Raw genomic sequence first — 18,264 nt, 5'->3', positions numbered from 1 at the left:
GGAATTACCGTCATCCACTTCGCAAGCTCAGCCGTTCGGCGGTAAGAAGGGGGCTCCGTCATCGACGTCACGAGGGAGCGTGCAGGTGAGCCAGCCGGACATGTATCCCGAGGAAGTACCTCGGGAGGAACCGAAACGGCGGGCGCTCCACCGGCAGCGGGAGGACCTGCGGGCACCCTCGTTCCCGCTGGGCGACTGGGGCGAGCCGGCGGAACGGCTGGAGGAGCTCTACCGCTGGGCCGAGGCGGAGGCGCTGCGCACGGTCGAGTGGTACCTCGCCGACCGCGTGCGCAAGCGGCTGTGGGCCAGGGGGCTGCGCGTCGCGGCCGCGCTGGCCGCGACCTCCGGCGCAGTCCTCGCCGTGACCGGCGCGGGGGTGCGCGACCGCTGGGCGTACGCCGCGCTGCTGCTGGCCGTCGTCTGCGTCGGCCTGGACCGCCATCTCGGCCTGACCGCCGGGTGGATGCGGGACGTGGCGACCGCCCAGGCCGTGCAGCGCCGTCTGGAGGCGCTGCGCTACGACTGGGCCTCGGAGTCCGTGCGCGAGGTGCTCGGCCCCACCGAGGGCACCGCGGCCGAGGCGGCCGAGCGCTGCCTGACGGTGCTGCGCCGCTTCTCCGAGGACGTCTCGGAGCTCGTACGGTCCGAGACCGCCGACTGGATGCTGGACTTCCGGGCCGGCGGCGCCCCCCTGCGCACGCAGTCCCTGACCTGGGGATGGGGCGCGCGGAGCCCGGAGGGCGGTACGCCCGGCACCGGCGGGCGGTTCCCGCTGCTGCCGGGCGGCCGGCCGAACATGCCGCGCCAGCGGCCCCCGGAGGGGCCGCGCGCCGGCTGAACCGCAGCCCTGGAACGGCTAACTGAAGACGATCATCGAGCCCTGGCCGAGCGACCGGGTGGCCGCCGCGTGCAGCCCCAGCCACACGTGCCGCTCCCGAGCGAAGGGGCCGCCGTCGCCGGAAGCGGGCGCGGCGGCCGGCTCCTCCAGCTCGGTGGGCCCGGCCGGCGGCAGGGGCGGGGGCGGCGGGTTGAGCGGGTCGATCCCGATGACCGGCGCGACGAAGTCCAGCTCGCGCAGCAGCCCGTGGGCCGAGCCCAAGGGGCCGCCGCCCTCCAGCAGTTCGTCGTTGACCAGCGGGAAGGGGAAGTCCAGCGGCACATAGGCGCCGGCGTGGTCGTAGTGCCACACCAGGTGCGACTGCTGGGCGGTGGTCTCGAACATCTCCAGCAACTGCTCGTAGTCCCCGCCGAGTTCGTCGACGGGCGTGACGGCCAGGCCCTGGATCTGCAGCAGGTACGCCCTGCGCAGGAAGTGCAGCGCGTCGTAGTCGAAACCGGCGACCGGCGCGACGTCGCCGGACAGGCCGGGCATGTAGCTGTAGACGGGCACCGGTGGCAGACCGGCGTCGCTCAGTGCCTTGTCGTAGCGGGCGATTTCCTCGGCGAACGGGTTGTCCGGGCTGTGGCAGAGCACGTCCACCAGGGGAACCAGCCACAAGTCGCAGGCCACAGGCGCTCCAAGTCCTTCCGTGCGTGGTCGGGCCAGCGTAGTCGGCTAGGGGGCGGGGGGCCGACGCATCAGCGCGAGAGAGTGGTCGTTGAATTCCTCCATGATCCGCTGGGCGGTCTCCGGATCGCGCTTCTCGACCGCGCCCACCAGCTCCACGTGGTCCGCCCAGCACACCCCCTCCAGGGAGGTGCGGGCGCGCAGGAAGGGCACCTCGTACGCCCAGGTCTGCATGCGGATGCGGTCCAGGAACTCGGCGACATGGGCGTTGCCGGCCAGCGCGGTCAGCTCGCGCCAGAAACGGATGTCGTGGCCGATGAGCACGTCCAGCTCACCGGCGCGGGCCGCCGGTGCGGCGGCCTCCGCGCGGCGGCGGACGGAGGCGAGCGCGGCCGGTTCGACCTCCCGCATGCCGCGTGTGGCGATCCGCCGGAAGATCCCCTCCACGACCAGGGTGCGGGCTCCCACCATGGAGCGGAACTCGGATTCGGTGAAGCGGCGCACCTGGAAGCCGCGATGGTGCTCGACCTCGAGCAGTCCCTGCGCGGCGAGGTCGACCAGCGCCTCGCGCACGGGCGTCGCGGAGACCCCGTACAGCTCGGCGATCTCCTTCACGGTGAAGTGGCGTCCGGCGACCATGCGGCCGGTGAGCACCTCGTCGCGCAGAGCGTCGGCGATCTGCTGGCGCAGACTGCTCCGTCTGACGGGGCGCCCTGCGTCTGCACCATCCCGCATGCCCGGTGCCTCCCTCGGATGTGCGTGCGCCTGAATGCGCTTCACCCTATGCGAGGCCCGGCCGCGGGTGGTCGGCGCCTGTGGCGTCGGTCACGCGCGGCCGGTCCGGTTCAGACCGTGTGCTCGTCGGCGACCGACAGGGCCGCGTCGAGGAGCGCGAGGCCCTCCTTGGCCTCGGCCTCGGTGATGTTGCAGGCGGGCACCACATGGGTGCGGTTCATGTTCACGAACGGCCACAGACCGCTCTTCTTGCAGGCCGCCGTGAAGGCCGCCATGGGGGCGTTCGCCTCACCCGCGGCGTTGTACGGCACCAGGGGCTCACGGGTCTCCCGGTCGCGCACCAGCTCCAGCGCCCAGAAGGCACCCAGGCCCCGCACCTCGCCGACCGACGGGTGGCGCCCGGCCAGTTCGCGCAGGCCGGGGCCGATGGTGTGCTCGCCGAGTTCGGCGGCCCTGGCGACCACGCCCTCGTCCTCCATCACGCCGATCGTGGCGACGGCCGCGGCGCAGGCCAGCGGATGGCCGGAGTAGGTCAGCCCGCCCGGGTAGGGGCGGGTGGCGAAGGTCGCGGCGATCTCCTCGCTGATGGCGACACCGCCGAGCGGCACGTAACCGGAGTTGACGCCCTTGGCGAAGGTCAGCAGGTCGGGGACGACATCGAACTGCTCCGCGGCGAACCAGCTGCCGGTGCGGCCGAAACCGGCCATGACCTCGTCGAGGACGAGGACGATGCCGTACCGGTCGCAGATCTCGCGGACGCCCGCCAGATAGCCGGGCGGCGGCACCATGATGCCCGCCGTGCCCGGCACCGTCTCCAGCACGATCGCGGCGACGGTCTGCGGCCCCTCGAAGACGATCGTGTCCTCCAGGTGCTGCAGCGCGCGGTCGCGCTCCTGCTCCTCGGTCTCCGCGTGGAACGGCGAGCGGTAGAGGAACGGCGCCCAGAAGTGCACGACACCGGCCGAGCCGCTGTCCGACGGCCAGCGGCGCGGGTCGCCGGTCAGGTTGATCGCGGCGGCGGTGGCACCGTGGTACGAGCGGTACGCGGAGAGCACCTTGGGGCGGCCGGTGTGCAGCCGGGCCATCCGCACCGCGTTCTCGACGGCCTCGGCGCCGCCGTTGGTGAAGAAGATCTTGTTCAGGTCGCCGGGGGTGCGCTCGGCGATCAGCCGGGCGGCCTCGGAGCGCGACTCCACGGCGAAGGCCGGTGCGAAGGTGACGAGCTTCGCGGCCTGCTCCTGGATCGCGGCGACGACCTTGGGGTGCTGGTACCCGATGTTGGTGAACACCAGGCCGCTGGTGAAGTCCAGGTAGCGGTTGCCGTCGTAGTCCCAGAAGTACGCGCCCTCCGCCCCGGCGACCGCGAGCGGGTCGATCAGGCCTTGCGCCGACCAGGAGTGGAAGACGTGCGCGCGGTCGGCGGCCTTCACGGCGGCGCCGGTCTCGGGGTCTGCGTAAAGGGGGGTCATGGCCCCAAGGCTAAGCAGACGCCCGGACGGGGCCCCATTGGCACCCTGTATCCCAGTGGGCGGGCGCGCCGACAGGTTGTACGGCGCGCCCGCCCCTTCGTCCGGTGGGACCGCCCCGCGGGCCCCGGTGCGGCTACAGGAAGGAGTTGATCTCGATCGTCTCGGTCCGGCCGGGGCCGACGCCGATGGCCGAGATCGGGGCGCCCGACATCTCCTCCAGCGCCTTCACGTACGCCTGCGCGTTCTTCGGCAGGTCGGCGAAGGTCTTGGCCTTGGTGATGTCCTCGCTCCAGCCGGGCAGCGTCTCGTAGACCGGCTTCGCGTGGTGGAAGTCGGTCTGGCTGAAGGGCAGTTCCTCGACGCGCTTGCCGTCGATCTCGTACGCGACGCAGACCGGGATGCGCTCCCAGCCGGTCAGCACGTCGAGCTTGGTGAGGAAGAAGTCCGTGAGGCCGTTGACCCGCGTCGCGTAGCGCGCGATCACCGCGTCGAACCAGCCGCAACGGCGGTCGCGGCCGGTGGTGACTCCCCGCTCGCCGCCGATACGGCGCAGCGCGTCGCCGTCCTCGTCGAACAGCTCGGTCGGGAACGGGCCCGCGCCGACGCGGGTGGTGTACGCCTTCAGGATGCCGATGACCCGGCTGATCTTGGTGGGGCCGATGCCCGAACCCGTGCAGGCACCGCCCGCGGTCGGGTTGGACGACGTCACGAAGGGATACGTGCCGTGGTCGACGTCCAGAAGGGTGCCCTGGCCGCCCTCCAGGAGCACGACCTTGCCCTCGTCGAGGGCGGAGTTCAGGAGGAACGTCGTGTCCGCGACGTAGCCCCCGATCTGCTCGGCGTAGCCCAGGTACTCCTCGACGACCTGGTCGACGCTGATCGCCCGCCGGTTGAAGATCTTGACCAGGACCTGGTTCTTGTCGTGCAGCGCGGCCTCGACCTTCTGCCGCAGGATCGACTCGTCGAAGAGGTCCTGCACCCGGATGCCCACGCGGTTGATCTTGTCCGCGTACGCCGGGCCGATACCGCGGCCCGTGGTGCCGATCCTGCGCTTGCCGAGGAAGCGTTCCGTCACCTTGTCCAGGGTCTGGTGGTACGGCGTGATCAGGTGCGCGTTGCCGCTGATGAGGAGCTTGGACGTGTCGACGCCGCGCTCGTTCAGCCCGCTCAGCTCGGAGAGCAGGACCGCCGGGTCGACGACGACGCCGTTGCCGATCACGGGGGTGCACCCGGGCGAGAGGATTCCGGAGGGCAGAAGGTGCAGCGCGTACTTCTGGTCACCGACCACCACCGTGTGGCCGGCGTTGTTGCCGCCCTGGTAGCGCACCACGTAGTCCACGGATCCACCGAGCAGGTCGGTGGCCTTCCCCTTGCCCTCGTCACCCCACTGAGCACCGAGCAGCACAAGTGCGGGCACAGGCGTACACCCCTTCCGGGCGGGGCATGTCCAACGTGGCTCCCCATGGCGGGGAGAGCGGTCGGACCGGTGCCCCGGAATAGACGAAGCCCCTGGCGCAAGGCAGCGCAAGGGGCTCTTGCACCGAGATGTTACCTGAGGAAGGACCAAGGTGTCGGCTCAGCGACCGGTCGGGCAACCCCTGCTCGTGGTCATCGACCCCGCCGCCCGTGTGATGGACGGCGAATCCGTACGCATCGCGAAGGATGTGCTGTGCGGGGGATCGCCCTCCGTGAAGATCGCACTTCCGGAGTCCGAGGAAGAGGCCGTACGGGTGTTGGAGCACCGGGGGCGGCGGCGCCCGGTCGTGGTCGGCGACGACGCGGCGCTGCTGCGGACCGTACGGGCCCTGCACGGGGCGCGGGCACTGGGCGAGGCGGTGGTCGGACTGGTCCCCGTCGGACGGAGCACCGCCCTGGCCCGCGCCCTGGGCGTGCCCGGCGGCGCGGTGAACGCAGCACGCGCCGTGCTCGACGGGGCCGAACGGGAACTTGACCTCCTGCTCGACGACAGCGGCGGCATCGTGCTGGGGGCCCTGCGCATCTCCTCCGCGACCCCGGCATGGCTGATGCCCGTCGAACGGCGCGCCCGCTCGCTCGCCCGCACGTTGAGCCTGCACGGCCACCCCGCGGGGCTCGCCATGCGCGGCGTGCAGCGGCTGCGCGTCGAGGCCGACGGGGTCGTCCTGGCCGACCTGGACGACTGCGTCGAGGAGGTGTCCGTCTCCATGGCCGCCCCCGGCATCGCCGAGGTCCTCGTCCGCCGCGACGGCGCCGCCCCGGCCGGCCCGGTGCACGCCCGCACGGTCACGGTCTCCGGGCGCGACTTCCGCTACACCGCGGACGCGGCGAGCGCGGGACCGGTCCGGCGACGCACCTGGACGGTGATGCCGGGCGCGTGGCGCCTGACGGTGCCGCGGGGTTTTTGATTGTGAAGGCTCGGTTCGCCTCCGGTTCGCCTTTTTGGAGGCTCGGTTCGCCTCCGGTCGCTCAGCCGGTGTCGACAGTCGACCGTGCTCGCCTACTCGTTCCTCGCAGGCTCCGCGCGCTCTCATTTTCGACACCGGCCGCTCCCTTCGGCTCACTCGCCGCGCACACATCGGCCCGCTCGCCGGAACAGCGTCCGAACGGGGCCCGTGCGCTTTCCTTGCGCCGCAGCCGTCGGCCGTGGGCTGATTCGGGCACGCGACCCGGGCGGCACCGGGGCTAGAGGAGGCCGCTTTCGCGGAGGTCGGACTTGTGCTCGCGCCAGCGGTCCATCAGGTCGACGATCTCCTTCTGGAGGAAGTCGAAGAAGGCGGCGGTCTCCGCGATGCGGCGGCCGGCGGGGGTGTCGGGGCCGACGGCCTCGATGCCGTCGCGGAGGGTGCCCTCCCAGCGGGCGAGGATGCGGTCGCGGCGGGTGAAGGTCTCGTACCACTGGTCGCTGTGCACGCGGTAACGCTCGCGCCGGGAGCCGGGCTCGCGTTCGCGGGTCAGCATGCCGACCTGGGAGAGGTAGCGGACCGCGCCGGAGACCGCGGCGGGGCTGGCCTGGAGGCGTTCGGCCAGTTCGGCGGCGCTGAGCATGCCGGTGTCGGAGGCGAGCAGCGCCGCGAAGACGCGGGCGGCCATGCGCTGCATGCCGGCCTCGACCAGTTCCGCCGCGAACCGTTCGACGAACGTCATCGGCTCGATGGATCGCTCTGCCACCTCTATCGCCTCCCGTCCGGAGTTTATACGGTTCCTTATCTTCACAAATTCGTGAAGCTACTGTACGTTCACAATCATGACGAAGGCAATCAGTGTGGCCGGACTCCACAAGTCCTTCGGCCGCACGCACGCACTGGACGGCCTGGACCTGGCCGTCGAGACGGGCGAGGTGCACGGCTTCCTCGGGCCCAACGGGGCGGGGAAGTCCACGACCATCCGGGTCCTGCTGGGGCTCCTGCGCGCGGACAGCGGGGGCGCCCGGCTGCTGGGCGGGGACCCGTGGCGGGACGCGGTGGCCCTGCACCGGCGGCTGGCCTACGTCCCCGGTGACGTCACGCTCTGGCGCAACCTCAGCGGCGGCGAGGTCATCGACCTGCTCGGGCGGCTGCGCGGCGGGCTGGACCAGGCACGCAGGGGTCAGCTGCTGGAGCGCTTCGAGCTGGACCCGACGAAGAAGGGCCGCGCCTACTCGAAGGGCAACCGGCAGAAAGTCGCGCTCGTCGCCGCGTTCGCCTCCGATGTGGAACTGCTGATACTCGACGAACCCACCTCCGGGCTGGACCCCCTGATGGAGGAGGTCTTCCGGGAGTGTGTCCGGGAGGAGCGCGACCGCGGGCGCACGGTGCTGCTGTCCAGTCACATCCTCAGCGAGGTCGAGGCGCTGTGCGACCGGGTGAGCATCATCCGCAAGGGACGCACCGTCGAGACCGGGAGCCTGGCCGAGTTGCGGCATCTCACCCGGACCTCGGTCACCGCCGAGCTCGCCGGGCCGGTCGCGGCCCTGGACGGGATGCCCGGCGTGCACGACCTGGACGTCCGGGGGAACCGGGTGAAGCTCCAGGTCGACGCGGGGGAACTCAACGCGGTGCTGCGGCGGTTGAGCGAGGCCGGGGTGCGCAGCCTGACCAGCACGCCGCCCACGCTGGAGGAGCTGTTCCTGCGGCACTACGAGACCGGCGACGGCGACACCGCGGGCATGGCGGAGGCGGCGCGGTGACGCGGCCGGACGCACTCGCCGGGACGGCGGTGCTCACGCGCCTCGCGCTCCGCCGCGACCGGATCATGATCCCGGCGTGGACGGTGCCGATCGCCCTGCTCGTCGTCTCCACCGCCTCGGCCTTCGGCTCGCTGTACGACACCGCCGCCAAGCGCGCCGAGGTCGCCGCGAGCACCGCGGGCAACGCCTCGCTGCGGGCCCTGTACGGACCCGTCTTCGACACCGGCATCGGCGGGCTGACGGCCTGGCGCATGATGGCCTTCGGCGCCGCCGCCACCGGGCTGATGGCCGTGCTCCTGGTCGTCCGGCACACGCGTGAGGAAGAGGAGGAGGGCCGGCTGGAACTCGTCGGCGCGGGGGCCGTGGGTCGCCGGGCGCCGCTGGCCGCCGCCCTGCTCACCGGTTGCGGGGCCTCCGTCGCGCTCGGCGTCCTGGTCACGCTGGGACTGCTCGGCCACGGCGCGCTCGGGGCCCTGGCCTTCGGAGGCGCCTTCGCGGGCGCGGGCTGCGCCTTCGCCGCCGTCGGCGCGGTCGCCGCGCAGCTCACCGAGAGCGCCCGCGCCGCGCGGGGCATCGGCGGCGCCGTGCTCGGGCTCGCCTTCCTGGTGCGCGCCGCGGGGGACGGCGGCTCCGGCACCCTGACCTGGCTCTCCCCGCTCGGCTGGGCCGAGAACATACGCCCCTACGGCGGCGAACGCTGGTGGGTGCTCGCGCTGTTCGCCGGGTGGGTCGCCGGGCTCGTCGCCCTCGCGTACGCCCTGGTGGCCCGACGGGACATCGACGCCTCCCTCATCCCGTCGCGTCCCGGACCCGCCGCGGCCGGTCCCCGGCTGCGCGGTGTGCAGGGCCTGGCCTGGCGGTTGCAGCGCGGCTCCCTGTGGGGCTGGGCGTTCGGCTTCGCCGTGGGCGGCGCCACGCTCGGCGCGCTGGCCGACGGGGCCACCGACCTGGTGCGCGGCAATGCGCAACTCGCCGACGTCATCCGGAAGATGGGCGGGGCGTCGGGCCTCGTCGACTCCTATCTCGCCTCGATGAGCGGCGTGATGGGCATGATCGCGGCCCTCTATGCCGTCCAGGCCGTCCTGCGGCTCCAGGGTGAGGAGAACTCCGGCCGCGCCGAACCCGTTCTCGCCACCGGGGTCGGCCGGGTCCGCTGGGCCGTGAGCCACACGCTGCTCGCCGCCGGCGGGTGCGTGCTACTCATGCTGGTCTCCGGGCTCACCATGGGCCTCGGCTACGGGGTGACCGCTGGGGACGCGGGCCGTCAGATGGTGCGGCTGACCGGCGCGGCGCTGGTGCAGCTGCCCGCCGTGTGGTGCGTGGCGGCGGTCGCGCTCCTGCTGTACGGCGCCGTTCCCAAGGCCGCGGTGGCGAGTTGGGGCGTGGCCTCGCTGACCCTGGGGATCGGGCTGTACGGACCGGCGCTGAAGCTGTCGCCCTGGGTGATGGACCTGTCGGTCTTCACGCACCTTCCCAAGGCGCCGTCCGCGGAGGTCACCGCGGGCCCGCTGGTGCTGCTCACCGTGCTGGCGCTCGCCCTGGGCGCGGCCGGACTCACGGCCCTGCGCCGCCGGGACCTCACCGCGTGACGTCACGGCGGCGGCGCACCCCCGCCGCCCGGGAGAACCGGGCGGCCGGGGGCGCGCCGGCGTTCAGCAGCTGACGCGCAGTTCCCGCAGGCCGCGGATGACATATCCCTCGTTCCAGGCCGGTTCCGCCACCAGTTCCAGCCGCGGCGCGCGCCGCAGGAGGGCCGAGAAGGACGCGGCGAGTTCGATGCGGGCCAGGGGTGCGCCGAGGCAGTAGTGAATCCCGGCGCCGAAGGTGATGTGCGGGTTGTCGGGCCGCGTCAGGTCCAGGCTGTCCGGGTCGGCGAACCGCTCGGGGTCGCGGTTGGCGGACCCGAACAGCAGGGCCACCTCGCTGCCGCGCGGGATAACGGTGCCGCCGACCTCGATGTCGTCCAGCACCCAGCGCTCGAACATCTGCAACGGGGTGTCGAAGCGCAGCAGTTCCTCGATCGCGGTCGGCAGCAGCTCCTCCGGCGCCGCGCGCAGCGCCGCCAGCTGCTCGGGGTGCCGGAACAGCGTCCACCAGCCGTTCCCGGTGGTGTTGACCGTCGCCTCGTGCCCGGCGTTCAGCAGCAGCACACAGGTGGAGATCATCTCCTGCTCGCTGAGCCGGTCCCCCTCGTCATGCGCCGCGATCAGCGCGCTGATCAGGTCCTCGCCGGGGGCCTTGCGCCGCTCGGCGATCAGTTCGCGCAGGTACTCGGAGAACTCCACGCTCGCCCGGACCGCCCGTCGGGCGGCCTCCTCGGTCGGGTTGAGCTCGAACATCCCGACGATGTCCGCGGACCACGGCCGCAGCAGATGCCGGTCGCGGGCCGGTATCCCGAGCATCTCGGCGATGACGGCGACCGGCAGCGGTTCGGCGACGGCGGCGATCAGGTCGCCGCCGCCCTCGGCGACCAGCCGCTCGACGAGTTCGCCGGCCAGCCGCTGGACGGTCGGGGTGAGGCGTTCGACGGTGCGCGGGGTGAAGGCCTTGGAGACCAGCCGCCGGATGCGGGTGTGGTCCGGGGCCTCCAGGTCCAGCAGGCCGTTGCCGTTGAGCACGGTGAAGGGCTCGTGCTCGGGCGGCGGCGGGGTGCGCCCGAAGTCCTCGTGGCTGAAGCGGTGCAGGTAGGTACGGCCGAGGCGGCGGTCCCGCAGCAGTGCGCTGACGTCCGCGTAGTGCGGGATCAGCCACTGGCCGCTGGGCTCGAACCAGTGCGCGCGGCCCTCCGCCCGAAGCCGGGAGTACGCCGGGTAGGGGTCGGCCACGAACTCGGCCGACCAGGGATCGAAGGCGGTCGCAGGGCTGCTCATGTGCGGAGACTACCCTCCGTCCCGTCAGCCGCCAGGGGTGACCAGCCGCGCCTCGTACGCGAAGACCGCCGCCTGGGTCCGATCCCGCAGCCCGAGCTTCACCAGTACCCGACTCACGTGGGTCTTCACCGTGGACTCCGCGACGACCAGGTGCCCGGCGATCTCCGCGTTGGACAGTCCCTGGGCGACCAGCACCAGCACCTCGGTCTCACGCTCCGTGAGGTCGCCGACGCGCTCCTGGGTCGGCGGCCGCGGTGTGCCGAGCCGGTTGAACTCGGTGATGAGCCGACGGGTGATCGCCGGGGCCAGCAGGGCGTCCCCGGCGGCGACGACCCGCACCCCGTCGGCGAGCTGGCGCGCGGAGGCGTCCTTGAGCAGGAAGCCCGACGCGCCCGCCCGCAGCGCCTGGTAGACGTACTCGTCCAGGTCGAAGGTGGTCAGTACGAGCACCTTGGCGTCGGCGTCCGCGGCGACGATCTCGCGGGTCGCCTCCAGCCCGTTCATCTCGGGCATGCGGATGTCCATCAGGACCACGTCCGGCCGCAGCGCGGCGACCTGCTCGACCGCCTGCCGGCCGTCGACCGCCTCGCCGACCACCTCGATGTCCGGCTGCGCGTTGAGCAGCACCGAGAACCCCTCGCGGACCATCATCTGGTCGTCCGCGATCAGCACCCGGATGGTCTTCCCGGTCATGCCCGCTCCCCGGGGACCGGGATGAAGACCGCGACCTCGTAGCCGCCGTCGTCGGTGGTCCCGTCGGTCATCTCGCCGCCGAGCATCGTCACCCGCTCCCGCATGCCGGTGATGCCGTGGCCGGCGCCCGGCGAGGGCTTGAGGAGGCCGCGCGGCGGCCCGTTGAGGACCCGCAGGCCGATCCCGCCGAGGACGTAGGAGATCTCGACCCGGGCGGCGGCGCCCGGCGCGTGCCGCAGCGTGTTGCTCAGCCCCTCCTGGATGATCCGGTACGCCGACAGCTCGACGCCCTGCGGCAGTTCGCGCACCGCGCCGGTGACCGTCTTCTCCACCTGGAGCCCTGCCTCGCGCACGTTGGCGATCAGCCGGTCGAGGTCGGCGAGGGTCGGCTGCGGCGCGTCCGGGGCCTGGTAGTCCTCCGCCCGTACGACACCGAGCACCCGGCGCAGTTCGGTGAGGGCGATGACGGCGTTCTCGCGGATGATCGCGAAGCTCTGGGTCAGCTCCTCGGGCGGGTTCTCGACGCGGTAGGGGGCGGCCTCCGCCTGGATGGCGATCACCGACATGTGGTGGGCGACGACGTCGTGCAGTTCGCGGGCGATGGTCGTGCGCTCCTCCAGCAGCGTGCGCCGGGTGCGCTCGACCTCGGTGACGGCGACCTGCGCGGCCACCTCCTTGCGGGAGTCGCGCAGCCCGCGCACCGCCGCCACGACGAACAGCACGACGCCGGACAGGAAGATCATGATGAACGGGTCGGCCCCGTACCAGTCCGCCCAGGAGCTGAAGGCGAGCGCCAGCAGCGCGGTGAGCAGCCACATCTCGGCGGCCACCCGCGGCCGGGTGCGCGCCGCCACCACCCCCATCACCACCAGGTGCGAGACGAACCCGGTGTCCGTCCACGGCCCTGTGGACGACCAGCCGGAGTACAGCAGCGCCGTCACGAACGTCGCCCCGAACGACAGCCACCAGGCGCCGATCGGCCGGAACATCGTCGTCAGCAGCGGCACCCCGGCGAGCAGCGCGGCCAGCACGCCGCCGAGCCCGGCGTAGCCCTCCGTCGCCGTCAGCATCAGCAGCACCGTGAAGCCGGTCAGCGTCGCGTGCGGCAGCCAGCGGGCGTAGCCCCGGAACCGGCGCGGCACCAGGCCGAGCAGGGGGTGCCCGTCACGGAGCGGCGCCATCGGATGGAAGGCGAAGGCGTCGGTTATCAGGTCCCGTCGCAGCCCCTGAAGGGCGCCCCGCGCCATGCGGAGCTCGGTCCGCAGCGTGGTCTGGCTTGTCTCGGTCACGTTCTCACCGTAGGGATCGCTCCGTTCGCCGTCGTCACCGCAGAAGATGACGTCCGGGCATCCGTCTCAAGTACGACACGGGCGTCACCAGGCCAGTTGCGCGATCTCCTCGGCGACCACGGCCGCCGCGTCGGCGTCCGGGTCGATGACCGGGAAGTGGCCCACGTCCGCCAGCAGCGTCAGCTGCGCCTCCTCGCCCGCCTTGGCCGTCGCGGTCACGAAGGCCTCCGCCACCCGCGGCGGCACCACGGTGTCGGCGCTGCCGTGCACGACGGCCACCGGGATGCCGGTGGGCAGCAGCGCGGCCGGGTCGGTCTCGGGGCCGCGCGACGCCAGCTGCTCCGGGCCGCCGAGCAGTTCCGCGACCGCGCCGGAGCACACGTCCAGCTCCACCGCCGTCGTGAAGTCCGCCAGGGGCGACAGCGCGACCACCCCGCGCAGCGGGGCGGGCGCCGGGCGGTGCCAGCGCGACTCCGGCGGCAGTACGTGCCGCGCCGCCGCCCACAGCGCGAGGTGGCCACCGGCGGAGTGCCCGGCGAGCACGATCCGCCGGGGGTCCACGGCCTGCGGGCCCAGGGCCGCCACGGCCAGGTCCGGCACGGCGTCCACGGCGGCGGCCACGTCGTCGAAGGTGTCCGGCCAGCGCCCTGCCGCCGAACCGCCGTTGCCCCGGCGGTACTCCACCGAGGCCACGGCGAAGCCGCGCCGCGCCAGGAACGCCGCGAGCGGCGAGACGTGCCTCCTGTCGTACGCGGTCCGCCAGGCGCCGCCGTGGAAGAACACCACGAGCGGCCCAGGCCGCCCCTCGGCGGCGCCGGCCGGACGGTGGAAGTCGATGATCTGGTCGGGGTGTTCGCCGTACGCGGCGGTGGCGTCCGGCGCCACGGGGGCGTGCCCCAGCGCCGACGCCTCCTCGGCGGCGTCCCGCAGCGCGGCCCCCTCCCCCGCCCCGGCGACGCCGGCCGCGGTGGACTCGCTCGGCCCGGAAGCCGTCTCCGGCCGGCCGGCGGAGACGGGGGGCGGGGTGGGGTCGTGCATGCTTACCGGCTTCCTTCGAGGACCTCGGCGAGGACCCGCGCCGCGCGCTCCGCGTCCGCGAACCTCGTGTACAGCGGGGTGAATCCGAAGCGGAGGATATCCGGCTCCCGGAAGTCCCCCACCACGCCCCGGGCGATGAGTTCGGTCATCACCGCGCCCGCGCCGGCGCACCGCAGGGCGACCTGGCTGCCGCGTTCGGCGTGCGCGGCCGGGGTCACCGCGGTGACAGCCCCCGCCGGGACGTACGCGGCCACGCACTCCAGGAAGAAGTCGGTCAGGGCCAGGCTCTTGGCCCGCACCGCGCCCAGCGACACGCCGTCCCAGACGTCGAGGGCCGTGTCCAGCGCCAGCAGCGACAGGATCTCCGGGGTGCCGACCCGGCCGCGGACGCTGCCGTCGGCGGGACGGTAGGCGGCCTCCATCGCGAACGGGTCGCGGTGGGAGTTCCAGCCCGGCAGCGGCGAGTCGAAGCGCGGTTGCAGGTCGCGGCGGACGTAGAGGTACGCGGGTGCGCCCGGGCCGCCGTTGAGGTACTTGTACGTGCAGCCGACCGCCAGGTCGACGCCGTGCTCGTCCAGGCCCACCGGCAGCGCCCCGGCCGTGTGGCACAGGTCCCAGACCACCAGCGCGCCGGCGGCGTGGACCGCGGCGGTGGTGCCCGGCAGGTCGTTGAGCCGGCCGGTGCGGTAGTCGACGTGGTTGACCAGGACGACGGCGGTGCGCGGGCCGGCCGCGGCGGCGATGCCGTCGGCGTCGACCGCGCGGATCGAGCAGCCGGTCATCCGGGCGGCGGACTCCGCGATGTAGCCGTCGGTGGGGAACGTCGTGGCGTCGACCAGCACCTCGGTGCGGGCCGGGTCGGCCTGCTGGGCCATCCGAACGGCACCCACGACGGCCTTGAAGACGTTGACGCTGGTGGAGTCGCCGACCACGACCTGGCCGGCGGCGGCGCCGACCAGCGCGCCGACACGGTCGCCGATCCGCTCGGGCGCCGTCCACCAGCCGCTCTCGTCCCACGAGCGGATGCGCAGCGCGCCCCACTCGCGCGCGATGACGTCCGCGATCCGGTCCGGCACCCCGGCGGGCAGCGCGCCCAGCGAGTTGCCGTCCAGGTAGATCACGTCGTCCATCACGAAGCGGTCGCGGACCTTGGCCAGTTCGTCGGCGGTGTCGAGGCGCAGCGCCTTCGCCGCCGGGGACTCGGAGTCGGACTCGGACTCGGGGAGGTGCGGATTGTCAGACATGGCTGCGGGCCGTCCAGAGCTCGGGGAACACGTTCTTCGTGGCGCGCTTCTCCAGCCAGGCGACCCCCGCGGAGCCGCCCGTGCCGGTCTTGGCACCCATCGCGCGGCGGGTGGCGACCAGGTGGTCGTTGCGCCAGCGCCAGACCAGTTCGGCGACCTCGGTCAGCGCCTCGCCGAGCCGCACCAGGTCGGCGTCCTGGTCGCCGGAGTAGATCTCCTGCCAGGCCCGCTCGACGGCCGGATCGCCCTCGTACCGCTGGGACAGGTCGTCCCGCGCCGGGATCGCGTGCCCGCGCCGCGCCAGCAGGCGCAGCACCTCGTCGTACAGGCTCGGCTCGTGGAGCGCCTTCTCCAGCTCGGCGTGGACGCGCGGCGAGCCGCGGTGCGGCACCAGCATGGAGGACGACTTCTCGCCGAGGAGGAACTCCATGCGCCGGTACATCGCGGACTGGAAGCCGGAACCCTCACCGAGCGCGGCGCGGTAGGCGTTGAACTGCGCCGGGGTGAGGTGCGCGATCGGCTCCCAGGAGGCGTTCAGCGACTCCAGTTCGTACGTGCTGCGCTTGAGCGCCGCCAGCGCCGTCGGCAGGTCGTCGGCGGCCAGCGCCCGGGAGGCGGTCTCCCACTCGTGCACGATGACGGTGAACCACAGCTCCATGACCTGGGTGGTCACCAGGAAGACCATCTCGCCGGGGTCGTCGGAGCGGGGCTGCTGGAGATGGGTGAGGACGTCCGCCTGGACGTAGTCCTCGTACGGGGTCGTTCCCTCGAAGTCCAGGTGCGGGGCCTCGGGGGCCGCCTGGGAAACATCGGGGTGGTGGGACATCGGTGTCTCCGTGAATACGAGCTACCGGGTAGCGGTCTGCCCCCCGCCGTACGACGGCGGGCCCCGGTCCCCTCGGGCCGGCGCTCACGCGCGTGCCGGACCCATCGCGCATCATGCGTGGTCGGGGCCCGGTCCGGCAAGCCCCTCCCACCTGCCGCGATGGTCCTGGCTCGGCCGTTCCGGGCCCCGCGGGCATCAGCCCAGGGTGTCCGCGGCGGTCGGGGAGGAGTCCCGCAGGAAGGTCGAGCAGCGCTCGTACTCCTCCTTCTCGCCGATCGACTGCGCGGCCCGCGCCAGCGCGTGCAGGGCGCGCAGGAAGCCGCGGTTGGGCTCGTGCTCCCAGGGCACCGGGCCGTGGCCCTTCCAGCCGTTGCGGCGCAGGGCGTCCAGGCCGCGGTGGTACCCGGTGCGCGCGTAGGCGTACGACTCGACGACCCGGCCGCCGGCGAAGGCATCGTCCGCCAGCTCGGCCCAGGCCAGGGAGGACGTCGGGTACTTCGCGGCGACATCCGCGGCGGCCGCCCCGGAGGCGAGCAGCTCGCGCGGCTCGGGGTCGTCGGGCAGGTGGGTCGGGGGCGGTCCCCCGAGCAGGTTCTCGTGAATGGCCATGGGCCCCAGTATGGCCGGGGCCCGGCCCCTCCTCGTGGAGGGACCGGGCCCGGTGGCGGTGCCGTGCGCGCGGGCGACGGCTACTTCATGCGGGTACCGGCGGAACGCAGGTCGCCGCAGGCCTCGACGACGCGGGCGGCCATGCCGGCCTCGGCCGACTTGCCCCAGGTGCGCGGGTCGTACTGCTTCTTGCTGCCGACCTCGCCGTCGACCTTCAGCACACCGTCGTAGTTGCGGAACATGTGCTCCACGACCGGGCGGGTGAAGGCGTACTGGGTGTCGGTGTCGATGTTCATCTTGACGACGCCGTTCTCCAGCGCCGTGGCGATCTCCTGCTTGGTGGAGCCGGAGCCGCCGTGGAAGACGAACCAGAACGGCTCCTGCTTGCCGTACTTGGCGCCCACGCCCGCCTGGAGGTCCTTCAGGAGCTCGGGGCGGAGCACGACGTTGCCCGGCTTGTAGACACCGTGCACGTTGCCGAAGGAGGCGGCGAGCAGGTAGCGGCCCTTCTCGCCCAGGCCGAGGGCCTCGGCGGTGCGCAGCGCGTCCTCGACGGTGGTGTAGAGCTCGTCGTTGATCTCGTGGGAGACGCCGTCCTCCTCACCGCCGGTGGGGGTGATCTCCACCTCGAGGATGATCTTCGCCTTGGCGGCCTCGGCCAGCAGCTCCTGCGCGATGGCGAGGTTGTGGTCGAGGGTCTCGGCGGAGCCGTCCCACATGTGCGACTGGAACAGCGGGTTGCGGCCGGCGGCCACGCGCTCCTGCGAGATCTTCAGCAGCGGGCGCACATAGCCGTCGAGCTTGTCCTTCGGGCAGTGGTCGGTGTGCAGCGCGACGTTGACCGGGTACTTCTCCGCGACGATGTGCGCGAACTCGGCGAGCGCCACCGAACCGGTGACCATGTCCTTGTTGTACTGGCCGCCGAGGAACTCGGCGCCGCCCGTGGAGATCTGGACGATGCCGTCGCTCTCCGCCTCCGCGAAGCCGCGCAGCGCGGCGTGCAGGGTCTGGGTCGAGGTCACGTTGATGGCCGGGTAGGCGAACCTGCCTGCCTTCGCCCGGTCGAGCATCTCGCTGTAGATCTCGGGGGTTGCGATGGGCATTGTGTCCGCTCCTTGTGATGTGCGGGTTGTTCGGTGAGTGACCCTGACCTGGGATCGACGTCATCGTCGCCCCCATCTTGGCAGACGACCGCATCAGCTCCACACTATGCGCACCGCGGACATACGTCAGGGGTCGGTGGTTTCACGTGAAACCACCGACCCCTGATGAAAACCCCAGCTCAGGACGGGAGTCAGGCCAGATCGAGGTCCTCGAGACCGAAGGCCTTGAGGTACGGAAGACCCGCCTCCGCGATGGCCGGCGCGGCGCCGCGCTCGACGATCACGGCGACCGCGACCACCTCGGCGCCGGCCTCGCGGGCGGCCTCCACGGCGGTCAGCGGGGAGCCGCCGGTGGTGGAGGTGTCCTCCACGACCAGCACCCGGCGGCCCGCGATGTCCGGGCCCTCGATGCGGCGCTGCATACCGTGCGCCTTCTGCGCCTTGCGGACCACGAACGCGTCCAGCTTCCGGCCGCGCGCGGCGGCGGCGTGCAGCATCGAGGTGGCGACCGGGTCGGCGCCCAGGGTGAGCCCGCCGACCGCGTCGAAGTCCAGGTCGGCGGTGGTGTCCAGCATGACCTGGCCGACCAGCGGGGCGGCCTCGGCGTCCAGCGTGATCCGGCGCAGGTCGATGTAGTAGTCGGCCTCGAGGCCCGACGACAGGGTCACCTTGCCGTGCACCACGGCCTTGTCCTTGATCTGCCGCAGCAGGGCTTCACGCGCGTCGCTCATGGTCGC

At 72.7% G+C, this 18,264-nt stretch carries 18 protein-coding genes; 4 read left to right on the top strand and 14 right to left on the bottom strand.

The window, feature by feature from the left end; all coding sequences use genetic code 11:
- Window positions 1-85: 85 nt before the first annotated feature.
- Window positions 86-838, top strand: a complete 753-nt coding sequence (locus tag ACIP64_RS27725; RefSeq protein WP_401591886.1) for an SLATT domain-containing protein — start codon at window positions 86-88, stop codon at window positions 836-838.
- Between the two features lie 18 nt (window positions 839-856).
- Here the strand turns inward: ACIP64_RS27725 and ACIP64_RS27720 are convergent, their stop codons facing one another.
- From ACIP64_RS27720 to ACIP64_RS27705, 4 genes are all read right to left on the bottom strand, one after another.
- Window positions 857-1,510 (bottom strand): hypothetical protein, encoded by a 654-nt coding sequence (locus ACIP64_RS27720; protein ID WP_360900390.1) that lies wholly within the window; start codon window positions 1,508-1,510, stop codon window positions 857-859.
- Window positions 1,511-1,555: 45 nt separating this feature from the next.
- Window positions 1,556-2,242, bottom strand: coding sequence for a GntR family transcriptional regulator (locus tag ACIP64_RS27715; protein ID WP_401591884.1), 687 nt, complete (start codon window positions 2,240-2,242; stop codon window positions 1,556-1,558).
- Window positions 2,243-2,352: 110 nt separating this feature from the next.
- Window positions 2,353-3,711, bottom strand: a complete 1,359-nt coding sequence (locus ACIP64_RS27710; protein ID WP_401591882.1) for an aspartate aminotransferase family protein — start codon at window positions 3,709-3,711, stop codon at window positions 2,353-2,355.
- Between the two features lie 133 nt (window positions 3,712-3,844).
- Window positions 3,845-5,128, bottom strand: coding sequence for an adenylosuccinate synthase (locus tag ACIP64_RS27705; protein WP_401591880.1), 1,284 nt, complete (start codon window positions 5,126-5,128; stop codon window positions 3,845-3,847).
- 187 nt (window positions 5,129-5,315) lie between these two features.
- On the opposite strand from ACIP64_RS27705, the gene ACIP64_RS27700 reads away from it, so the two are divergent.
- Window positions 5,316-6,095, top strand: a complete 780-nt coding sequence (locus ACIP64_RS27700; protein ID WP_401592099.1) for a diacylglycerol kinase — start codon at window positions 5,316-5,318, stop codon at window positions 6,093-6,095.
- 277 nt (window positions 6,096-6,372) lie between these two features.
- Here ACIP64_RS27700 and ACIP64_RS27695 read toward each other — a convergent pair whose 3' ends face one another.
- Window positions 6,373-6,834, bottom strand: a complete 462-nt coding sequence (locus tag ACIP64_RS27695) for a GbsR/MarR family transcriptional regulator (protein WP_401592097.1) — start codon at window positions 6,832-6,834, stop codon at window positions 6,373-6,375.
- 100 nt (window positions 6,835-6,934) lie between these two features.
- Here ACIP64_RS27695 and ACIP64_RS27690 point away from each other — a divergent pair, with 100 nt between their 5' ends.
- Window positions 6,935-7,855: an ATP-binding cassette domain-containing protein gene (locus ACIP64_RS27690; protein WP_401591878.1), complete on the top strand. Its 921-nt coding sequence runs from the start codon at window positions 6,935-6,937 to the stop codon at window positions 7,853-7,855.
- Window positions 7,852-9,444 (top strand): ABC transporter permease, encoded by a 1,593-nt coding sequence (locus tag ACIP64_RS27685; protein WP_401591876.1) that lies wholly within the window; start codon window positions 7,852-7,854, stop codon window positions 9,442-9,444. Before ACIP64_RS27690 ends, ACIP64_RS27685 begins: the two co-directional genes overlap by 4 nt.
- A 63-nt stretch (window positions 9,445-9,507) precedes the next feature.
- Here the strand turns inward: ACIP64_RS27685 and ACIP64_RS27680 are convergent, their stop codons facing one another.
- The 9 genes from ACIP64_RS27680 to pyrE all read right to left on the bottom strand — a co-directional run bounded on the left by ACIP64_RS27680 (window position 9,508) and on the right by pyrE (window position 18,258).
- The gene (locus tag ACIP64_RS27680) at window positions 9,508-10,725 is read right to left on the bottom strand and encodes a cytochrome P450 (protein WP_401591874.1); all 1,218 of its coding nucleotides are present in this window, start codon (window positions 10,723-10,725) and stop codon (window positions 9,508-9,510) included.
- 24 nt (window positions 10,726-10,749) lie between these two features.
- Window positions 10,750-11,418, bottom strand: coding sequence for a response regulator (locus tag ACIP64_RS27675; protein WP_401591872.1), 669 nt, complete (start codon window positions 11,416-11,418; stop codon window positions 10,750-10,752).
- Window positions 11,415-12,707: a sensor histidine kinase gene (locus tag ACIP64_RS27670; protein ID WP_401591870.1), complete on the bottom strand. Its 1,293-nt coding sequence runs from the start codon at window positions 12,705-12,707 to the stop codon at window positions 11,415-11,417. The genes ACIP64_RS27675 and ACIP64_RS27670 overlap by 4 nt, the downstream gene beginning before the upstream one ends.
- Window positions 12,708-12,791: 84 nt before the next feature.
- On the bottom strand, window positions 12,792-13,745 hold the full coding sequence (locus tag ACIP64_RS27665) for an alpha/beta hydrolase family protein (protein ID WP_401591868.1): 954 nt from the start codon (window positions 13,743-13,745) through the stop codon (window positions 12,792-12,794).
- Window positions 13,746-13,747: 2 nt separating this feature from the next.
- Window positions 13,748-14,989, bottom strand: coding sequence for a kynureninase (gene kynU / locus ACIP64_RS27660; protein WP_401591866.1), 1,242 nt, complete (start codon window positions 14,987-14,989; stop codon window positions 13,748-13,750).
- The gene (locus ACIP64_RS27655) at window positions 14,982-15,815 is read right to left on the bottom strand and encodes a tryptophan 2,3-dioxygenase family protein (RefSeq protein WP_401591864.1); all 834 of its coding nucleotides are present in this window, start codon (window positions 15,813-15,815) and stop codon (window positions 14,982-14,984) included. The genes kynU and ACIP64_RS27655 overlap by 8 nt, the downstream gene beginning before the upstream one ends.
- A 195-nt stretch (window positions 15,816-16,010) precedes the next feature.
- Entirely contained in the window at window positions 16,011-16,424 is a 414-nt protein-coding gene (locus tag ACIP64_RS27650; protein ID WP_401591862.1) for a DUF3151 domain-containing protein, read from the bottom strand.
- 80 nt (window positions 16,425-16,504) lie between these two features.
- Window positions 16,505-17,527, bottom strand: coding sequence for a class II fructose-bisphosphate aldolase (gene fbaA / locus ACIP64_RS27645; protein ID WP_401591860.1), 1,023 nt, complete (start codon window positions 17,525-17,527; stop codon window positions 16,505-16,507).
- Between the two features lie 191 nt (window positions 17,528-17,718).
- Window positions 17,719-18,258, bottom strand: a complete 540-nt coding sequence (gene pyrE / locus ACIP64_RS27640) for an orotate phosphoribosyltransferase (RefSeq protein ID WP_360900354.1) — start codon at window positions 18,256-18,258, stop codon at window positions 17,719-17,721.
- Window positions 18,259-18,264 lie beyond the last annotated feature (6 nt).

This window comes from Streptomyces sp. NPDC088733, from assembly GCF_044751185.1.
GTDB lineage: Bacteria > Actinomycetota > Actinomycetes > Streptomycetales > Streptomycetaceae > Actinacidiphila.
The sequence above is the reverse complement of the archived record's forward strand: the minus strand, read 5'-3'. Positions and strand labels throughout refer to the sequence as shown.

Bases quoted from the DNA above. Each gene is read 5' to 3' on its own strand.
- ACIP64_RS27715 (WP_401591884.1), bottom strand. From the start codon at position 2,242: ATGCGGGATGGTGCAGACGCAGGGCGCCCCGTCAGACGGAGCAGTCTG.
- ACIP64_RS27710 (WP_401591882.1), bottom strand. From the start codon at position 3,711: ATGACCCCCCTTTACGCAGACCCCGAGACCGGCGCCGCCGTGAAGGCC.
- ACIP64_RS27695 (WP_401592097.1), bottom strand. From the start codon at position 6,834: ATGACGTTCGTCGAACGGTTCGCGGCGGAACTGGTCGAGGCCGGCATG.
- ACIP64_RS27690 (WP_401591878.1), top strand. From the start codon at position 6,935: ATGACGAAGGCAATCAGTGTGGCCGGACTCCACAAGTCCTTCGGCCGC.
- ACIP64_RS27680 (WP_401591874.1), bottom strand. From the start codon at position 10,725: ATGAGCAGCCCTGCGACCGCCTTCGATCCCTGGTCGGCCGAGTTCGTG.
- ACIP64_RS27675 (WP_401591872.1), bottom strand. From the start codon at position 11,418: ATGACCGGGAAGACCATCCGGGTGCTGATCGCGGACGACCAGATGATG.
- ACIP64_RS27665 (WP_401591868.1), bottom strand. From the start codon at position 13,745: ATGCACGACCCCACCCCGCCCCCCGTCTCCGCCGGCCGGCCGGAGACG.
- kynU (WP_401591866.1), bottom strand. From the start codon at position 14,989: ATGTCTGACAATCCGCACCTCCCCGAGTCCGAGTCCGACTCCGAGTCC.
- ACIP64_RS27655 (WP_401591864.1), bottom strand. From the start codon at position 15,815: ATGTCCCACCACCCCGATGTTTCCCAGGCGGCCCCCGAGGCCCCGCAC.
- ACIP64_RS27650 (WP_401591862.1), bottom strand. From the start codon at position 16,424: ATGGCCATTCACGAGAACCTGCTCGGGGGACCGCCCCCGACCCACCTG.
- fbaA (WP_401591860.1), bottom strand. From the start codon at position 17,527: ATGCCCATCGCAACCCCCGAGATCTACAGCGAGATGCTCGACCGGGCG.
- pyrE (WP_360900354.1), bottom strand. From the start codon at position 18,258: ATGAGCGACGCGCGTGAAGCCCTGCTGCGGCAGATCAAGGACAAGGCC.